This is a genomic window from Arthrobacter sp. JUb119, assembly GCF_024807995.1.
Lineage (GTDB): Bacteria > Actinomycetota > Actinomycetes > Actinomycetales > Micrococcaceae > Glutamicibacter.
The window spans coordinates 104,541-118,859 of sequence record NZ_JANUFE010000004.1 but is presented as its reverse complement, the minus strand read 5'-3'; the positions used below and the strand labels follow the sequence as shown (position 1 = coordinate 118,859).

The 14,319-nt window shown below is 60.0% G+C and carries 10 protein-coding genes and 1 riboswitch; of the genes, 3 read left to right on the top strand and 7 right to left on the bottom strand.

Annotation, left to right across the window (positions count from 1 at the left end; translation table 11 throughout):
* Positions 1 to 66 precede the first annotated feature (66 nt).
* The 6 genes from M2368_RS12000 to M2368_RS11975 are packed head-to-tail and all read right to left on the bottom strand — an operon-like array spanning position 67 to position 7,920.
* Positions 67 to 1,485 (bottom strand): NtaA/DmoA family FMN-dependent monooxygenase, encoded by a 1,419-nt coding sequence (locus M2368_RS12000; protein WP_498724537.1) that lies wholly within the window; start codon positions 1,483 to 1,485, stop codon positions 67 to 69.
* 2 nt (positions 1,486 to 1,487) lie between these two features.
* On the bottom strand, positions 1,488 to 2,729 hold the full coding sequence (locus M2368_RS11995) for an acyl-CoA dehydrogenase family protein (protein ID WP_498724536.1): 1,242 nt from the start codon (positions 2,727 to 2,729) through the stop codon (positions 1,488 to 1,490).
* Between the two features lie 38 nt (positions 2,730 to 2,767).
* The gene (locus M2368_RS11990; protein WP_133834323.1) at positions 2,768 to 4,390 is read right to left on the bottom strand and encodes an ABC transporter ATP-binding protein; all 1,623 of its coding nucleotides are present in this window, start codon (positions 4,388 to 4,390) and stop codon (positions 2,768 to 2,770) included.
* A gap of 28 nt (positions 4,391 to 4,418) precedes the next feature.
* On the bottom strand, positions 4,419 to 5,306 hold the full coding sequence (locus tag M2368_RS11985; protein WP_133834322.1) for an ABC transporter permease: 888 nt from the start codon (positions 5,304 to 5,306) through the stop codon (positions 4,419 to 4,421).
* Positions 5,307 to 5,320: 14 nt separating this feature from the next.
* A complete protein-coding gene (locus M2368_RS11980; protein WP_133834321.1) occupies positions 5,321 to 6,277 on the bottom strand; it encodes an ABC transporter permease in 957 nt (318 codons plus the stop codon).
* Between the two features lie 11 nt (positions 6,278 to 6,288).
* Complete coding sequence (locus M2368_RS11975; protein WP_388024584.1) at positions 6,289 to 7,920, bottom strand: ABC transporter substrate-binding protein; 1,632 nt, start codon at positions 7,918 to 7,920, stop codon at positions 6,289 to 6,291.
* 123 nt (positions 7,921 to 8,043) lie between these two features.
* Positions 8,044 to 8,135: riboswitch (SAM riboswitch) on the bottom strand.
* A gap of 285 nt (positions 8,136 to 8,420) precedes the next feature.
* On the opposite strand from M2368_RS11975, the gene M2368_RS11970 reads away from it, so the two are divergent.
* The 3 genes from M2368_RS11970 (at position 8,421) to M2368_RS11960 (ending at position 12,574) form a co-directional block, all read left to right on the top strand.
* A complete protein-coding gene (locus tag M2368_RS11970; protein WP_498724535.1) occupies positions 8,421 to 9,284 on the top strand; it encodes an NAD(P)H-binding protein in 864 nt (287 codons plus the stop codon).
* A gap of 215 nt (positions 9,285 to 9,499) precedes the next feature.
* Positions 9,500 to 11,323 (top strand): gamma-glutamyltransferase, encoded by a 1,824-nt coding sequence (gene ggt, locus M2368_RS11965; protein ID WP_426735751.1) that lies wholly within the window; start codon positions 9,500 to 9,502, stop codon positions 11,321 to 11,323.
* Between the two features lie 144 nt (positions 11,324 to 11,467).
* Entirely contained in the window at positions 11,468 to 12,574 is a 1,107-nt protein-coding gene (locus M2368_RS11960) for an IS110 family RNA-guided transposase (protein WP_498724534.1), read from the top strand.
* A 291-nt stretch (positions 12,575 to 12,865) separates the two neighbouring features.
* Here M2368_RS11960 and M2368_RS11955 read toward each other — a convergent pair whose 3' ends face one another.
* Complete coding sequence (locus tag M2368_RS11955; RefSeq protein ID WP_404598738.1) at positions 12,866 to 14,269, bottom strand: LLM class flavin-dependent oxidoreductase; 1,404 nt, start codon at positions 14,267 to 14,269, stop codon at positions 12,866 to 12,868.
* Positions 14,270 to 14,319: the final 50 nt, after the last annotated feature.

The following is a 14,319-nucleotide window of genomic DNA, read 5'->3' as shown; positions in this document are numbered from 1 at the left end:
CAGGTACTGAAGTACGTCCAATTGGCAGGAACCGCTCACACCGCTGGCCTTCCAAGCGTTCGGAATTCACTGCTGCAGCTGAACCGCTTTCCCAGTGGCTGCCGCGCTGTTCTGCGAGAACGTCCCGCGGTGCTTCGCCGCCGGATGATGCGCGGGCAGGTAATCGCCACGGCCAAAGACCTTCTGGCGCAGGCTGCCCTCTGCATATCCACTTTGGGCCAGGCCACGGCGGCGCAGTTCGGGCAGCACTCCGTCAATGAAGTTGTCGTAGGAGCCGGGAAGAACATGATTCATCACGTTCAGGCCATCGATACCAGCATCCTGCCAGCGTTCGAGCTCATCGACAATTTGTTCCGGGGTCCCCGAAATCTGCTGTGCCTTGGCGCGGTAGTAGGCCAAGTCGCGCAGGGTCGGATTGCCGCCGGGCACCGAAGCCCGGGCTGCTTCAAGTACTCCCTGCGCACCCTCGGTCTGGATCTGGCCGATCGGGGTATCCAGGTCCAGTCCGCCCAGATCCACTCCGATACCGCCGCCGATGTGCGCGATGATGGCGTCCAAGTCCAGGTACTCGTCGTATTCAGCTTCCAATGCCTTGGCTTCAGCTTCGGTGGAACCAACGAGGAAGGACAAGCCGGCAAAGACCTTGATGTCATCGCGGCCGCGTCCGGCAGCAGCCAGGTGCTCGATCAGCTGGGCATTCTTCTTCGCCACGTACTGTGCGTGCGGGGCAAAGAGGAAGGTCGCCTCGGCGTGAGTGGCCGCGAACTGCGAACCGCGTGCCGACGAACCCGCCTGGAACAGGAACGGGGTGCGCTGGGCACTTGGCAGTGCCAGGTGCGGACCGTCAATGGAGTAGTAGTCGCCGCGGTGGTTGATTTTGTTGACCTTGGCCGGATCTGCGTAGATTCCGGAAATCTTGTCGGCCAGCAAGGCGTCCTCTTCCCAGGAGCCCTCCCACAGCTTGTAGGCGGCGTCCACGTATTCTTCGGCCCAACCGTAGCGGTCATCATGCCCGACCAGTTCTTTCCCGCCGAAATTGCGGTGCGCATTTTCCAGTACGCTGGTGACGATATTCCAGGCCACACGCCCCTGCGAGAGATGATCCAGGGTGGAGATCTGCCGGGCAAACTGGAATGGATGGGATTGGATGACCGAGCTGGTCATCGCCAGGCCGATGTCCTTGGTGCTGGCGGCCAATGCCGAAAGCAGGACCAGCGGATCATGGCTGGGGACCTGCAGTCCCTTTCGTACGTGCGATGCCCAACCACCCTCATGCTCGCCGTAAAGGCCAACCACGTCAGCGAAGAACAGCGAATCGAACTTTGCCTCTTCCAGCTTCTTGGCCAGGTCAACCCATAGGCCCAGTTCATGGAACCGATGCTGCTGCGCTTCGGGGTGGCGCCACATTCCGCCAAGGATGTGGCTGGAGGTGTTCATCAAGAAGGCCGAAAGCAGCAAGCGCGGGCGTTCGTTGAACGTACCCATGATTATTTTCCTGCCTTTGCTTCGCCGATCGAGTTCAAACCAGTAGGAATGGTGCCGTTGATGAAGTAGTCCCCCACCGAGCGTGCCTTGAAGGCCACCGGATTGTGGGTGGCCACCGTGCGGGCATTGCGCCAGAAGCGGTCCAGCGACTTGGAGGACGAAATCGCCGAGGCCCCGGTGACGTCGAAGAGCTCGCTGGTGGCGTCCAGGACCAGCTTCGGCGTGGCCACGTGGGCTTGCTGGACGGCAAGCTCTGCGCGCAGGTAGGCCGCTTGCGGGTCCAAGCCCAGATCTTCGTCGAGCGCCGAATCCAGTTCCCGGGCTGCGGTGACCACGATGCTCTCTGCAGCGAAGACATTGGCCGCCAAACGGCCGACAAGTTCCTGGATCTGCGCGTCATCCTTGAACAGCGCGCCGGAGCCGGTGTTGAAGGTTCGCGTGCGGTTGGCAACGATGCCTGCTGCGGCATTGCGGGCCCCCTTGCCGATACCTGCCAGTACGGCGAGCAGGCACAGCTGGAAGAAGGCAGGTTCGAGGGTGGAAGCTATCTTGCGCTGAATGATATTGGCTTCTTCCACCGCAACGTCAGTGAATATCGCGGTGCCGGTACCGGTCAGCGGCTGGCCGAAGCCATCCCAGTCGTCAAGGATCTCCACGCCCTCGGCATGGCGATCGACGATGGCGTATTGGCGCCCCTCAATCCCGTCGGTGGTCGCCATGACCACTACCCAATCGGCGAAGATCGAGCCAGTGGTGTAGTACTTCTCGCCGCGCAGCACCCAGCCTTGCCCGGCCTGGACCAGCTTGGTATTGGTGGTGCCAAGGGCATTGCCGCCACGCTCGGTCGCAGCGTTGCCGAAGATTTCCCCGGCAAGCACACGCGGGAACCAGCGGTCTTGGAACTCTGCCGGCTGCAGGGAGATGGTTTCGACGAAGGAGAAGTGGCTGCGCAGCAGGTGCGCCACATTCGAGTCCGCCGCGGCCAGCTCGATCAGCAAGCGGAACAGATGCTCGTGGCTGATAGGCGAACCGCCATGGCTTACTGGCACACGCAGCGTGGTGAAACCGGCATCCTTGAGCCACTGCACCTGCTCGAAAGGCAGGATGCGCTGCTGCTCGCGTTCGGTAGCGCCCTGCGCGACACGGGTGAACACTTCGTTGAAGTGTGCCAGCAGTTCCTGGTAAGCCGCTTCGGTATGCTGCTGGGACGAAGGGCGGAAAATTGCCAAGGCTTCAGCGCTCATGGTTGCTCCTTTATGATCTGGGAAATGGTTTGGAATGGCTAGGCGCTGCGCGTGCCGGCCAGTTCGCGAAGTACGTTGCCGGGATTCGCCGCAAGCAGCGTTCTGGTGTACTCATGCTGGGGGTTGGAGTAGACCTCTTCGACAGTGCCCGACTCGACGATTTGCCCTCGGCACATCACGCCGACGCGGTGACTAATCCGTTCCACTACATGCAGGTCGTGGGAGATGAACAGATAGGTCAGTTGCTCTTCACGTTGCAGCTGGTCGAGCAATTCAAGGATCTGTTCCTGGGTCAGTACATCCAATGCACTCAATGCTTCATCAAGAACCAGAACTTTTGCGCCGCTAGCTAGAGCACGGGCTATAGCTACCCGCTGGCGCTGGCCTCCGGAAAGTTCACCCGGACGTCTGCCAACCAGCTGTTCAGGAAGGTTCACTTGTTCCATCAGCTGCGCTGTACGCTTCGCACGCCAAGCACTATCACCCAGGCGGTAGTTGACCATTGGCTCAGCGATGATCGAGCCGATTGCCTGGCGGGGGTCAAGTGCCGAGTCAGGGTTCTGGTAGACCAATTGCGCTTCCCGCCACAGATCATAGCGCTGCTTGCCGCTGATGCCGGCAACTTCTTTTCCGTTGACCAACACCGAACCTTCGGTGGCTGGGTGCATTCCCATGATGATTTTGGCTGTAGTGGATTTTCCTGAACCCGATTCGCCGACCAGCGAGAACGTGGTGCCTCGCTGCACTTCAAAACTGACGTTGGAAAGAACTTGGTGTTCGTCGCGGCCTTTGCCGAAGACCTTGCTGAGGCCATCCACAGTGATTGCCATATCCTCCGAGTCTGAAGGTTGCTGTCGATCCTGATGCGCATAGGCCTGATCGAGCAGTGCCTTGGTATATGGTTCGGTGCTTTGCGCTACCAACGCTGGAACGCTGCGGTCCTCCAGGATCCGGCCAGAATTCATCACCAGTACGCGGTCCGCAATGTCAGTCGCAACAGCAAGATCATGGGTGACAAAGAGGACTGTGGTTCCCCTCTGGCGTGCCAGTGACACGAAAACTTCCAATACCGTGCGTTGCACGGTGACGTCCAAGGCGCTGGTTGGTTCATCAGCGATGAGCAGCTGAGGGTTCAAGGCAAAGGCAATCGCAATCAGCACGCGCTGCTTCAGGCCACCAGAGAGTTCGTGCGGGTATTGGTCCAGTCGGCTTTCCGCACGGTCGATATCAACGCTCTCCATCAGCTCAATTGCCTTGGAACGCCATTGCGCCTTGGGAACTGAACGTGACGGATGCAAACGGAAGACTTCAATGATCTGGGAGCCAATGGTCTTCACCGGATCCAGAGAAGCACCAGGATCCTGTGGAACTAATCCAATGCCTGCGCCACGAATCGCACGCCAATCGGCCATGGAAAGATTAGTGACTTCTGTACCGCCGAAACGCACGCTTCCCTTGACCTTCGCGCTTTGCGGCAATAAACCGATGAGTGTCTTGGCCAGGGTGGATTTGCCCGAGCCGGATTCACCAACAATGGCAATGATCTGCCCCGCGGGGACTTCCAAATTGATATTGTCAGCAGCTACTGTGCCCTGGTCGTACTGGACCGTTAGATCTTCAATGCGGATCGCTGCTGAAGAAGCGTCGTTCGTTGCGTTCATGGTCTTGTCCGTTCATCAAAGAGTAGGGCTAGAAGCGGAATGCCTTGTTGATGGCACGTCCCAGTACTGCTGTCAGCATTACCGCCGCCACGATAACCAATCCCGGCAAAGTGGTCAGCCACCATGCCACCGAAAGATACTGGCGTCCTTCGGAAATCAGCAGTCCCCATTCAGGGGTCGGCGGTGGCGAGCCGAAGCCCAGGAACCCCAAACCGGAAATTGCAAGAATCGCAGCACCCAGATCTACAGCCAGCAAGGAGAGAACCGGACCGATGATGTGCGGGATGATGTGGCGACGTAGCACAGTGAAGTATTTGCCGCCGCTCATCAAGGCCGCCTGCACGAAATCGCGTGATCGGACCCTGAGCACTTCAGTGCGCACGAGGCGAGCGAATGCCGCGATCGAAGCGATACCCACACCTAGGCCCAAGGACAGCGGTCCCGGTTCAGTTGCGGTAACCAGAATCAGCGCGATCAGGAAGGCAGGAACTGCCAGGACAACATCGACAAAGCGCATTGCAACGGTGTCTGCGAACCGTCCGGCGGTCGCCGCCAGCAGTCCGAGGACCGAACCCACTACGCTTCCAACCAAGCAAGCCAGACCGGCGGTCAGCAGTGTCTGGTGAGTTCCGTAGACAACTCGGCTGTATACGTCACGCCCCAGATGATCTGTTCCGAACAGGTGCTCCGCATTTGGCGCTAGCAGTTTGTCAGCCGGCACACCCGTAATTGGGTCTTGTCCAGTAAAGAACGAAGGGAAGAAAGCCCACGCCGCAAATAAGAACAGCGGAATGAGAACCCACCAGGCAGCTAACCAGCGTACTGCTGGATTACGTTGACTGGTTACAGTGCTGGTTGGAACTTGGCGCTGATCTTCATTGGCCACTGATCCAATGTGCTTGGTCAAGAGAGTCATTAGTCCTTCTTTCCTTATGCAACCAGCGAGCGGGTTGACCTGCTTGTCGAAGCGACGATTCGCGGATCAATCTGAGGGTGGATGAGATCTACCAGCAAGTTGACCCCCGTGAAGACAATGGCTGTCAGAAGCACCAGTCCTTGGACCAATGGGATATCCTGCGCGGTAACTGACTGCAAGATCAGCTGGCCTAATCCTGCACGCGAAAACACCGTCTCCGTGATAACCGAACCAGCAAGCAGAGCGCCAATGGTGATACCCGCAATGGCTAGTGCGGCAGGGGCCGCGTTCTTCAAGGTGTGCCTGTAGAAGATCCACGCTTCGCTGGCGCCTTTGGCTCTCAGCACGTCGATGAATGGCTGCCTATTAACTTCCTGCACGCTTTTGATTAGCACCTGGGCGATCGGAGCGCTCAGGTGCACGGCGAGTACGAAGATAGGCACTGCCAGCGACATGAATGAGCCGTCCGGGAACAGTGACATCACTCCGAGCTGCACTGCCAGCAGCTGCAGGAGCACCAGGCCCAACCAGAAAACAGGAATGGACACCATTAGCGGTGGCAGATTCAGCAGCGTCTTGCGCAGTTTTTCGCCCTTGGACAGGCTCGCCGCTGAGGCGATGATCAGGGCGAATACCACCGACAAAACGAATGCGCTGCCAGCCAGAATCAGGGTGGATCCAGCTACTTCACCGATTCGATTCGCTACTTCCGAACCGCTGGACAAGGAATATCCGAGATCTCCGCGAAGCAATCCCAGCAGCTGCGTGAAGTACTGCACGAAGACCGGCTGGTCGTATCCGTAGTACGCCTTCATCTGTGCAATGGTGGCCGGATCCGCGGCTGAGTCAGTGCTCAGGAAGATCGTGACCGGGTCATTCGGCAAGGCCTGCACAGCGATGAAAACCGCCGTGTAGGCCAGCCAAATGACCAATATTGCCTGTCCCAATCGTTTTGCGATGTAAATGCCCATGAGCTCGGTTCCTAGCCGTCGTTCTTCCAAGCACCTTGGAAGATTGGTGCGGTACCGGAAGTGAATTCAACGTTGGCGGAGTTATTGGCCCCATAGACCTGAACTTCGTCCCAAAGAATCAAGGTCAAGGCTTGGTCAAGCACCAGGGTACGCTGTTCTTCTTCCACCAACTTCAGGTGCTCTTCTTCGGTGGTTGCTGACTGCTCTTCGGCGAAAAGCTTGTTCAGTTCAGGATCGGCGCGAAGTGTCTGATTGTTGTTCGCAGTTGCGTAGACCGGGCCCAGTCCGCCGTATGCGAACTGGCGGGTGCCGAAGAACTCCACTTTGTCGTCGACAAGCGCGTTGGTCAGGAAAGTATTGTCCGCCGCGCGGTTGACCAGCTGGACGCCAATCTCTCGCCATTGCTGTTCAATCAGTTCGAACGCTGGCTTGATGACCACGGAGTTATTGGAGGTGGAGACCGTTACTTCCAGTTTCTTTCCGTCCTTCTCGCGAATGCCATCCGCGCCCGGCTTCCAACCGGCTTCATCCAATAATTGCTTGGCCTTTTCTGGGTTGTACGCCAGTTCGGAAGATAGGTCTACGAAACCTGGAGCCTTATGGTTCAGGATCGATCCGGAGATGACGTAGCTATCCGAGAGAACGGTTTCCTTAATGGCCTGGCGGTCGATTGCAATCTGCAGCGCTTGGCGGACTTTGACGTCTTCAAGCTTTCCCGAGCCAACACGTACTGCTGCGTGGTTGGTGGTCAGGTCTACGCCTTCAGCAGCTAACACCTTGCCACCGTTGGTACCCAGCACTTGTTCGTCCACCGGTTGCAAGCCTCGGACGAGATCTACCTGCGCGGACTGAACTGCCCCGGCACGGCTAGCTACCTCAGGAAGGTATTTGATAACCAAGGTATCCAGGTATGCATCGCCCTGGTTAGAGGCAGATTCTGGTGCCCAAGCGTAGTCATCGCGGCTGGTGAAAACCACTTCTTCATCAGGCTTTTCCGATTCAAAGACAAACGGTCCGGAACCAACGATCTTGGAGATCGAGGACTGCGCGGCGTTATCCAGTTCAAGGGTTTTCGGGGACACCAATCCAGCAGTTACTGAAGAAGTCGCCCGAAGGAAATTGGCATCCGGACGCTTGAGCGTGACCTTGACCTTGTTGTCCCCAACGACCTCTGCCGACTTGTAGGCGGCAAAGTCAACGTTCGGTGCAATCTGAGCTTCCTTGATGCCCTGGCCCAGCGCGTCCAGGTTCAGTTTCACGGCTTTGGCATCCAGTTTGGATCCGTCTGAGAAGGTGACTCCGTCGCGAATGGTGAACGTGAACTCGGTCTTGGCATCGTTGGCTTCGAATCCGCTGGCGATCCAGCCAACCAGCTTGCCAGCTTCCACGTCGTAGTAGGTCAGGCGATCAAGGACGGAATTCAGTACGTTGGCCTTCTCATAGAAACGCGCTGCCTGAGTCTGCCAATTGTTGATGGGGGTAACTTCAGCAAAAGTGAAGGTACCGCCTTCTACTGGTTCCCCTGGATCGGCTGCTGCTTCAGCGGCGCCAGTAGTATTGGCGTTGTTTCCGCATGCAGTGAGTGACAAGCCCAGAACGGCAAGGATTGCAGTGGCCTTCAGGCCAAAATGTGCTGTACGCATGGTTACAGATGTCCTCTCGGTTGGTGCCCCGAGGATTACGCATAGATTCCCTGTACGTTCTGCCTTGATTCCGGGACTACCCACGGCGAGTTTCTTCCGGCAGACCGTTGAGAAATTTAGCAATCTCCATCGGTCCTGGCCTTAGCACCGCTCCCGTTTACGGGTGGTTGCTGCGACTTCAACGAGCCAGGTCTCTCGGTCGCTCTGGATGGGGTGTCCGGCTGTACCGGCCGAACAGTTCAAGTCTGCAACCCCTGAATTCAGCAGACAAGCGTTACGTAAGCAGGGGTCATGAAGTCGCAGAACGCGTCCTGAAACAGCCGATACACGTCATGCTGCGCGTCATAAAATGCAATGCGCCGGACATAAAACGCTTTGTGACGCCAACTGTGGACAGATCCATGCGAATCCTTGCTTAATCGGCATTCCCATTCGATGGTTCCGGGAATTACCTCACGTCCTCGCCGGTTGTAGCAGATGCAGACCAACGAGAGGACCCCATGAAGATCGCAATTACCGGTGCCACCGGACAGCTTGGAAATCTAGTCATCGACGCGCTGCTGGCGCGCGGGGCGAATGCCGCTGATCTGGTCGCCATTGGCCGCTCCGAGCAGAAGCTGGAACCACTGGCAGGCAAAGGCCTGGAAACCCGCGTTGCCGATTACAACGCCCAGCCAACTCTCGTGTCCGCACTCGAAGGCATAGACAAGCTGCTGCTGATTTCGGCCAGCGAGGTGGGCCAGCGCGTTGCCCAGCATGAGAACGTCATCAACGCGGCCAAGCACGTGGATGTCTCGCTGATCGCCTACACCTCAATTGCCAACGCCCTGTCCGGCGGCATGAAGCTCGCCGACGAGCACATCGCCACCGAACGGCTGCTGGCCGGATCCGGCATCGACTACGTGCTGTTGCGCAATGGATGGTACATCGAGAACTACACCGACCAGCTGATGGGCTACCTCAACAGCGGCACGGTGCTCGGTGCCGCCGGCGATGGCAAGATCAGCGCTGCCGCCCGTGCAGACTATGCGGATGCCGCTGCGACCGTGCTGCTTTCCGAGGAGGACCAGAACGGCAGGATCTACGAGCTGGGCAGCGATAAGCCATTCACCCTCGCCCAGCTTGCTGGCGCGGTTGGCGCTGCCGCCGGCCAGGACATCGCCTACCAGGAAATGGATCCAGGGCAACTGGAAAAGATCTACGCTGATGCCGGCGTCCCCGGACCGTTCGCGCACATCCTCGTCGATACCGACATGCGCATTCGAGAAGGAGCGCTGGAAGTGGACTCCGGGGAGCTGGCTCAGCTGATCGGCCGCGCCCCGGCTTCCTTGGGCAAAGTCATCAAGGACAACCTGGACAAGTAGCCCAGGTGCACTAGGGTTCCAGCGGGCAGGCATTGGCGGCGATCGAGGCCGCGGTGCCTGCCCGCCGCTTTAACGCGTCACAACCCGGAATATTCGCGCGGCAATGCCGAAATTGCCGCGCAAACCCATGGTGCTGCGTGTCACAACCGCGCGGCGAGTTCCCGCTCCCGTAAATTTGCGCATACTTCATCCCCACCTGCAGAGGAGATCAAAGCATGCCACGAGTACGTTTAAGATCAGTTGCCTGCGCGGCAGCCATCGCCTTGGGCCTGGGAGCTTTCTCAGCGCTTCCGGCGAGCGCCGAACCACGGCACACCCAGAAGGACCCGACCGCCATCGGCACTGGAGGCGCAGTCTCGTCGGTCGATCCGGAAGCCACCGCTGCCGGCATCGAAATCCTGCGCAAGGGAGGCAACGCTGTCGATGCGGCTGTGGCAACGGCGGCGGCACTGGGCGTCACCGAACCCTATAGCGCAGGCATTGGCGGCGGCGGATACTTCATGCACTACGATGCGAAGTCGGGCAAGGTCAGCACCATCGACGGCCGCGAAACCGCCCCGGCAGGCATTGGGCATGATGCCTTCATCGATCCTGGAACCGGCGAGCCGTATAACTTCACCCCGGAACTGGTCACCAGTGGTGTGGCCGTAGGCGTGCCCGGGACAGTGGCCACCTGGCAGCGCGCACTGGATAATTGGGGTTCGCAGAACCTGAAACAGGTTCTGCGGCCGGCAACCCAGATCGCTTCACGCGGCTTTGTCATCGACGAGACGTTCCGCGAGCAGACCCTGGACAACAAGGAACGGTTCGCCGCGTTCACCTCCACGAGCGAATTGTTCCTGCCCGGCGGAGATGCTCCGGAAGTCGGGAGCATTTTCAAGAATCCGGATCTCGCACACACCTACCGGATGCTGGCCAAGCAAGGCATTGATGGATTCTATGAGGGCGAACTGGCTGCCGACATCGCCCAAACGGTACAGGCGCCGCCAAAGAGCGAAGACACCACCCTCCCGGTTCCCGCAGGGCAGCTGGGCACCGCCGACCTGGCCGGCTACGAAGTGGTGGAGCAGGCACCGACAAAGGTGGACTACCGGGGCTACGACGTCTTCGGCATGGCTCCTTCTTCCAGTGGCGGAACGACCATCGGCGAATCTCTGAACATTCTGGGCGAATTCGATTTGCCAGCCATGGAAGAACCCGATGCCTTGCATCATTATTTCGAGGCAACTGCGCTCGCCTACGCTGATCGCGGCAAGTACGTCGGCGACCCCGCGTTCACCAGCGTCCCGACCCGGACCTTGACGGACAAGTTATTCGGCGCGGATCGTGCCTGCGCCATTGATCCGGATCAGGCCGCAACGAAGCCGGTCGCTCCGGGCGACTTGGAAAACTATGATGGCCAATGCCCTGCGGCCACCAGCGAACCGGTAGTGGAGCAGGATACGGAGAACATCTCCACCACCCATCTGTCGGTCGTGGACCGTTGGGGCAATGCCGTTTCCTACACGTTGACCATCGAGCAGACCGGCGGCTCGGGCATGGTGGTCCCCGATCGCGGTTTCCTGCTGAACAACGAGCTGACCGACTTCTCCACGGTGTACGACCCGCAGGATCCGAACCGCATTGAACCTGGCAAGCGCCCGCGTTCCTCGATGGCTCCGACCATTGTCCTGCAGGACGGCGAGCCGGTGCTGGCCATCGGCTCCCCCGGTGGTTCAACCATCATCACCACGGTGCTGCAGACCCTGGTGAACCGCATTGATCTGGGCATGGACATCAGCGAAGCCATCGCCGCTCCACGTGCTTCCCAGCGCAATACGGCAGTGGTCACCGCGGAACCGGAGTTCATCCAAGTCCATGGTTCGGCGCTCGAAGCCTTCGGGCACAAGCTCGCGCCAGCTGGGGATTCCTTCACTCCGCAGGCGGAAATCGGGGCGGTTGAAGCGGTGGAAATCGCTGCCGACGGCACACTCACCGCCGCGGCCGAGCCCACGAGGCGCGGCGGCGGTTCAGCCATGGTGCTGCAGCCAACCGAATAGGCCCGCAGGCAGACGGCGATGCGCCTAGACCCTATGAGTAAGAGGTTTTTCGCCAGGCCTCTTGCGGATCAGGGCCTCACGGTGCAGATTCGTGGATCATCCCCGAGAACGGCTCGGGGATGCCGACATGCAGCGGAGGCCCTGATGTTTACCCAGCGTACTGCGATCGGACTGGATGTGCACGCACGATCCATCCGCGCAACAGCCCTCGACACCCGCACGGGTGAAGTCCTCGAAGCGAAACTCCCCGGCGGGAACGAAGCCGTCACGACATGGATCACCGGGATCGCTGCCGACCACGGACCCGTCGCGGTCGCCTACGAAGCCGGTCCTACCGGATTCAGCCTCGCACGCACCCTCGCGGGCATGAACTACCCGGTGACCGTCGCGGCCCCGTCGAAGCTCCTGCGCCCTTCCGGGGACAAGGTCAAAACCGATGCCCGCGATGCCCTGCTGCTGGCACGACTGATCAAAGTCGATGAACTCGTGGCAGTGCGCGTGCCGACGCTCGTCGAGGAATCCGCCAGAGACCTCGTCCGAGCACGCGAGGACGCCAGAGTTGAGCTGATGATGTGCAGGCATCGGCTCTCGAAGCTCCTGCTGCGCCATAACTTCATCTATGACGGCAGTACGTGCTGGGGCTCCAGGCATGAGGCATGGCTGCGGCGTATCAGGAAAAACGAGCTCGCAAGCCTTGGCACCGGAACGTTGGCGGCCTTCGACGCTGCCTTCGATGCGGCCACTTTCGGTCTTGCCCGGCGTGACCGGCTCGATGAGCAGATCAGCCAGATGGCTGCCGAATCCCAGTTCACTGCCGTGACCAACAGGCTGTGCTGCCTGCGTGGCATCAACACCCTGACCGGGTTCGCTCTCGCAGTCGAGCTCGGTGACTGGGAACGATTCACCGGCCGCACCATCGCGTCCTATCTTGGCCTGGTGCCCAGCGAATATTCCTCGGGGACCAGCAGGTCCTTGGGCGGGATCACGAAGACCGGGAACACCCATGCCCGCCGGCTGCTCGTCGAGGCTGCATGGCATCACAAACCGCGGTACCAGCCGGGGAAAACCATGACCGACCGGTGGGCCAAGGCATCGGCCCAGGCAGCGGCACGGGGCGATGCCGGGAATCGGCGCCTGAACCAGCGGTGGAATACCCTGGCCAGCCACAAGAAGAAGCACACCGTCGCGTGCACCGCGATTGCCCGTGAACTTGCCGGTTGGTGCTGGTCATTGGCCGTGATGGACGAATAATTCTGCAAGACTCGCCTCTCATATCATGCTAAGTGGAGCATGCAGCGTGAAGAGCGCATCAGCGGAAGGCCTATGAGCAGCATCCCAAGAGGTGCCACGCTCGATCCTAGACAAGCTGGTTGCTCTCGCCGAAACAGGGTCATGCGGTAACCAACCCGCGTATGCCAGACTGACCACGCGTCACCAAGACACGCCGCACCACCGGGTCGATCAGGGAGGTGAAAAGCACCCGCTCGGCAATCCAGCCGAGCGGGTGCTAACCCATGCCTACTTGACAATTACGGGCACATATCAGGCCTGCGCGGCCATCCGGTTGGAGATCTTGTACCGGGCTGCGCGGTGGGTGTCCTTCACGCGGTCGCCGGCGCCGAACATCTTGTGGCGCAGCGAGCCCTCGGTGTATTCGGTCTTGTAGACCCCGCGCGCCTGCAGCTCGGGAACCACGTACTCGACGATGTCCTCGAAGGTGCCCGGAGTGACAGCATAGGCGAGGTTGAAGCCGTCCACGTCGGTGTACTCCACCCAGTCGATGAGCTTCTCGGCTACCTCGGCGCCGGAACCGACGGAGACCGGGCCGAATCCGCCCACGCCGATCCATTCGGCCAGCTGGCGGATGGTCCACGGCTTGCCGGTATCGCCGCTGGCCTTCTTGAAGGTTTCCACCGAGGACTGGATGGCGTTGGACTTCACGTCGTCGCCGATGACATCGTCGGGGCCGTAGACGGACATGTCGATGCCGGTCCAGCCCGACAGCAGTGCCAGCGACCCCTCGATATCCACGTAGGAGCTGTAGTCCTGGAACTTCGCCTGGGCCAGTTCGGTGGTTTCGGCGGTGATGATGGTCTGCATGGCGAAGACCTTGATGTCGTAGCGGCCACGCCCGGCGGCCTCGGCAGCGTCACGGATCTTGCTGACCGCTTCCTTCAGCAGGTCGCGGGTGGGGCAATTGACGAAGATCGCTTCAGCGTTCGACGCGGCGAACTCGGTGCCGCGCTTGGAGGCACCGGCCTGGTAGATCACCGGGGTGCGCTGGGTGGACGGCTCGGTGATGGCGATGCCCGGAACCTTGAAGTACTTGCCTTCGTGCTCGATCGGGTGCACCTTGGCCGGGTCGGTGTAGATGCCGGTGGCCTTGTCATTCTGCACCGCGTCGTCTTCCCACGAGCCTTCGAGCAGCTTGTAGACCACCTCGAGGTACTCATCGGCGTGGTTGTAGCGCTCGTCGTGCTCCATCTGGTCTTCCTGGCCCATATTGCGGGCCGCCGATGGCAGGTAGCCGGTGACGACGTTCCAGCCCACGCGGCCGTTGGTCAGGTGGTCCAAGGTGGCCAAGCGGCGGGCGAAAGCGTACGGGTGCTCATAGGCGGTACCTGCGGTGACGCCGAAGCCGAGGTTCTCGGTCACAGCGGCCATGGCGGAAACCAGCATCATCGGGTCGTTGACCGGTGCCTGCGCGCCGGAGCCCAGCGGGGTCACGTTGGTGCCCTTGTACACGTCGTAGGTGCCCAGCACGTCGGCGAGGAACAGTCCGTCGAACTTCCCCTTTTCCAGCACCTTGGCCAGGTGCGTCCAGTAGCCCAGGGTGTTGTAGGTCGAGGCCTTGTCCTGCGGATGGCGCCACAGGCCCGGCGACTGGTGCACCACGCAGTTCATGTCGAATGCGTTGAATAGGATCTCGCGCTTGTTCTCGCTCATGGCTTTGCCCCCATAGGTCGGTAATCGTGGAAAGTTGCTGGTTTGCGTCG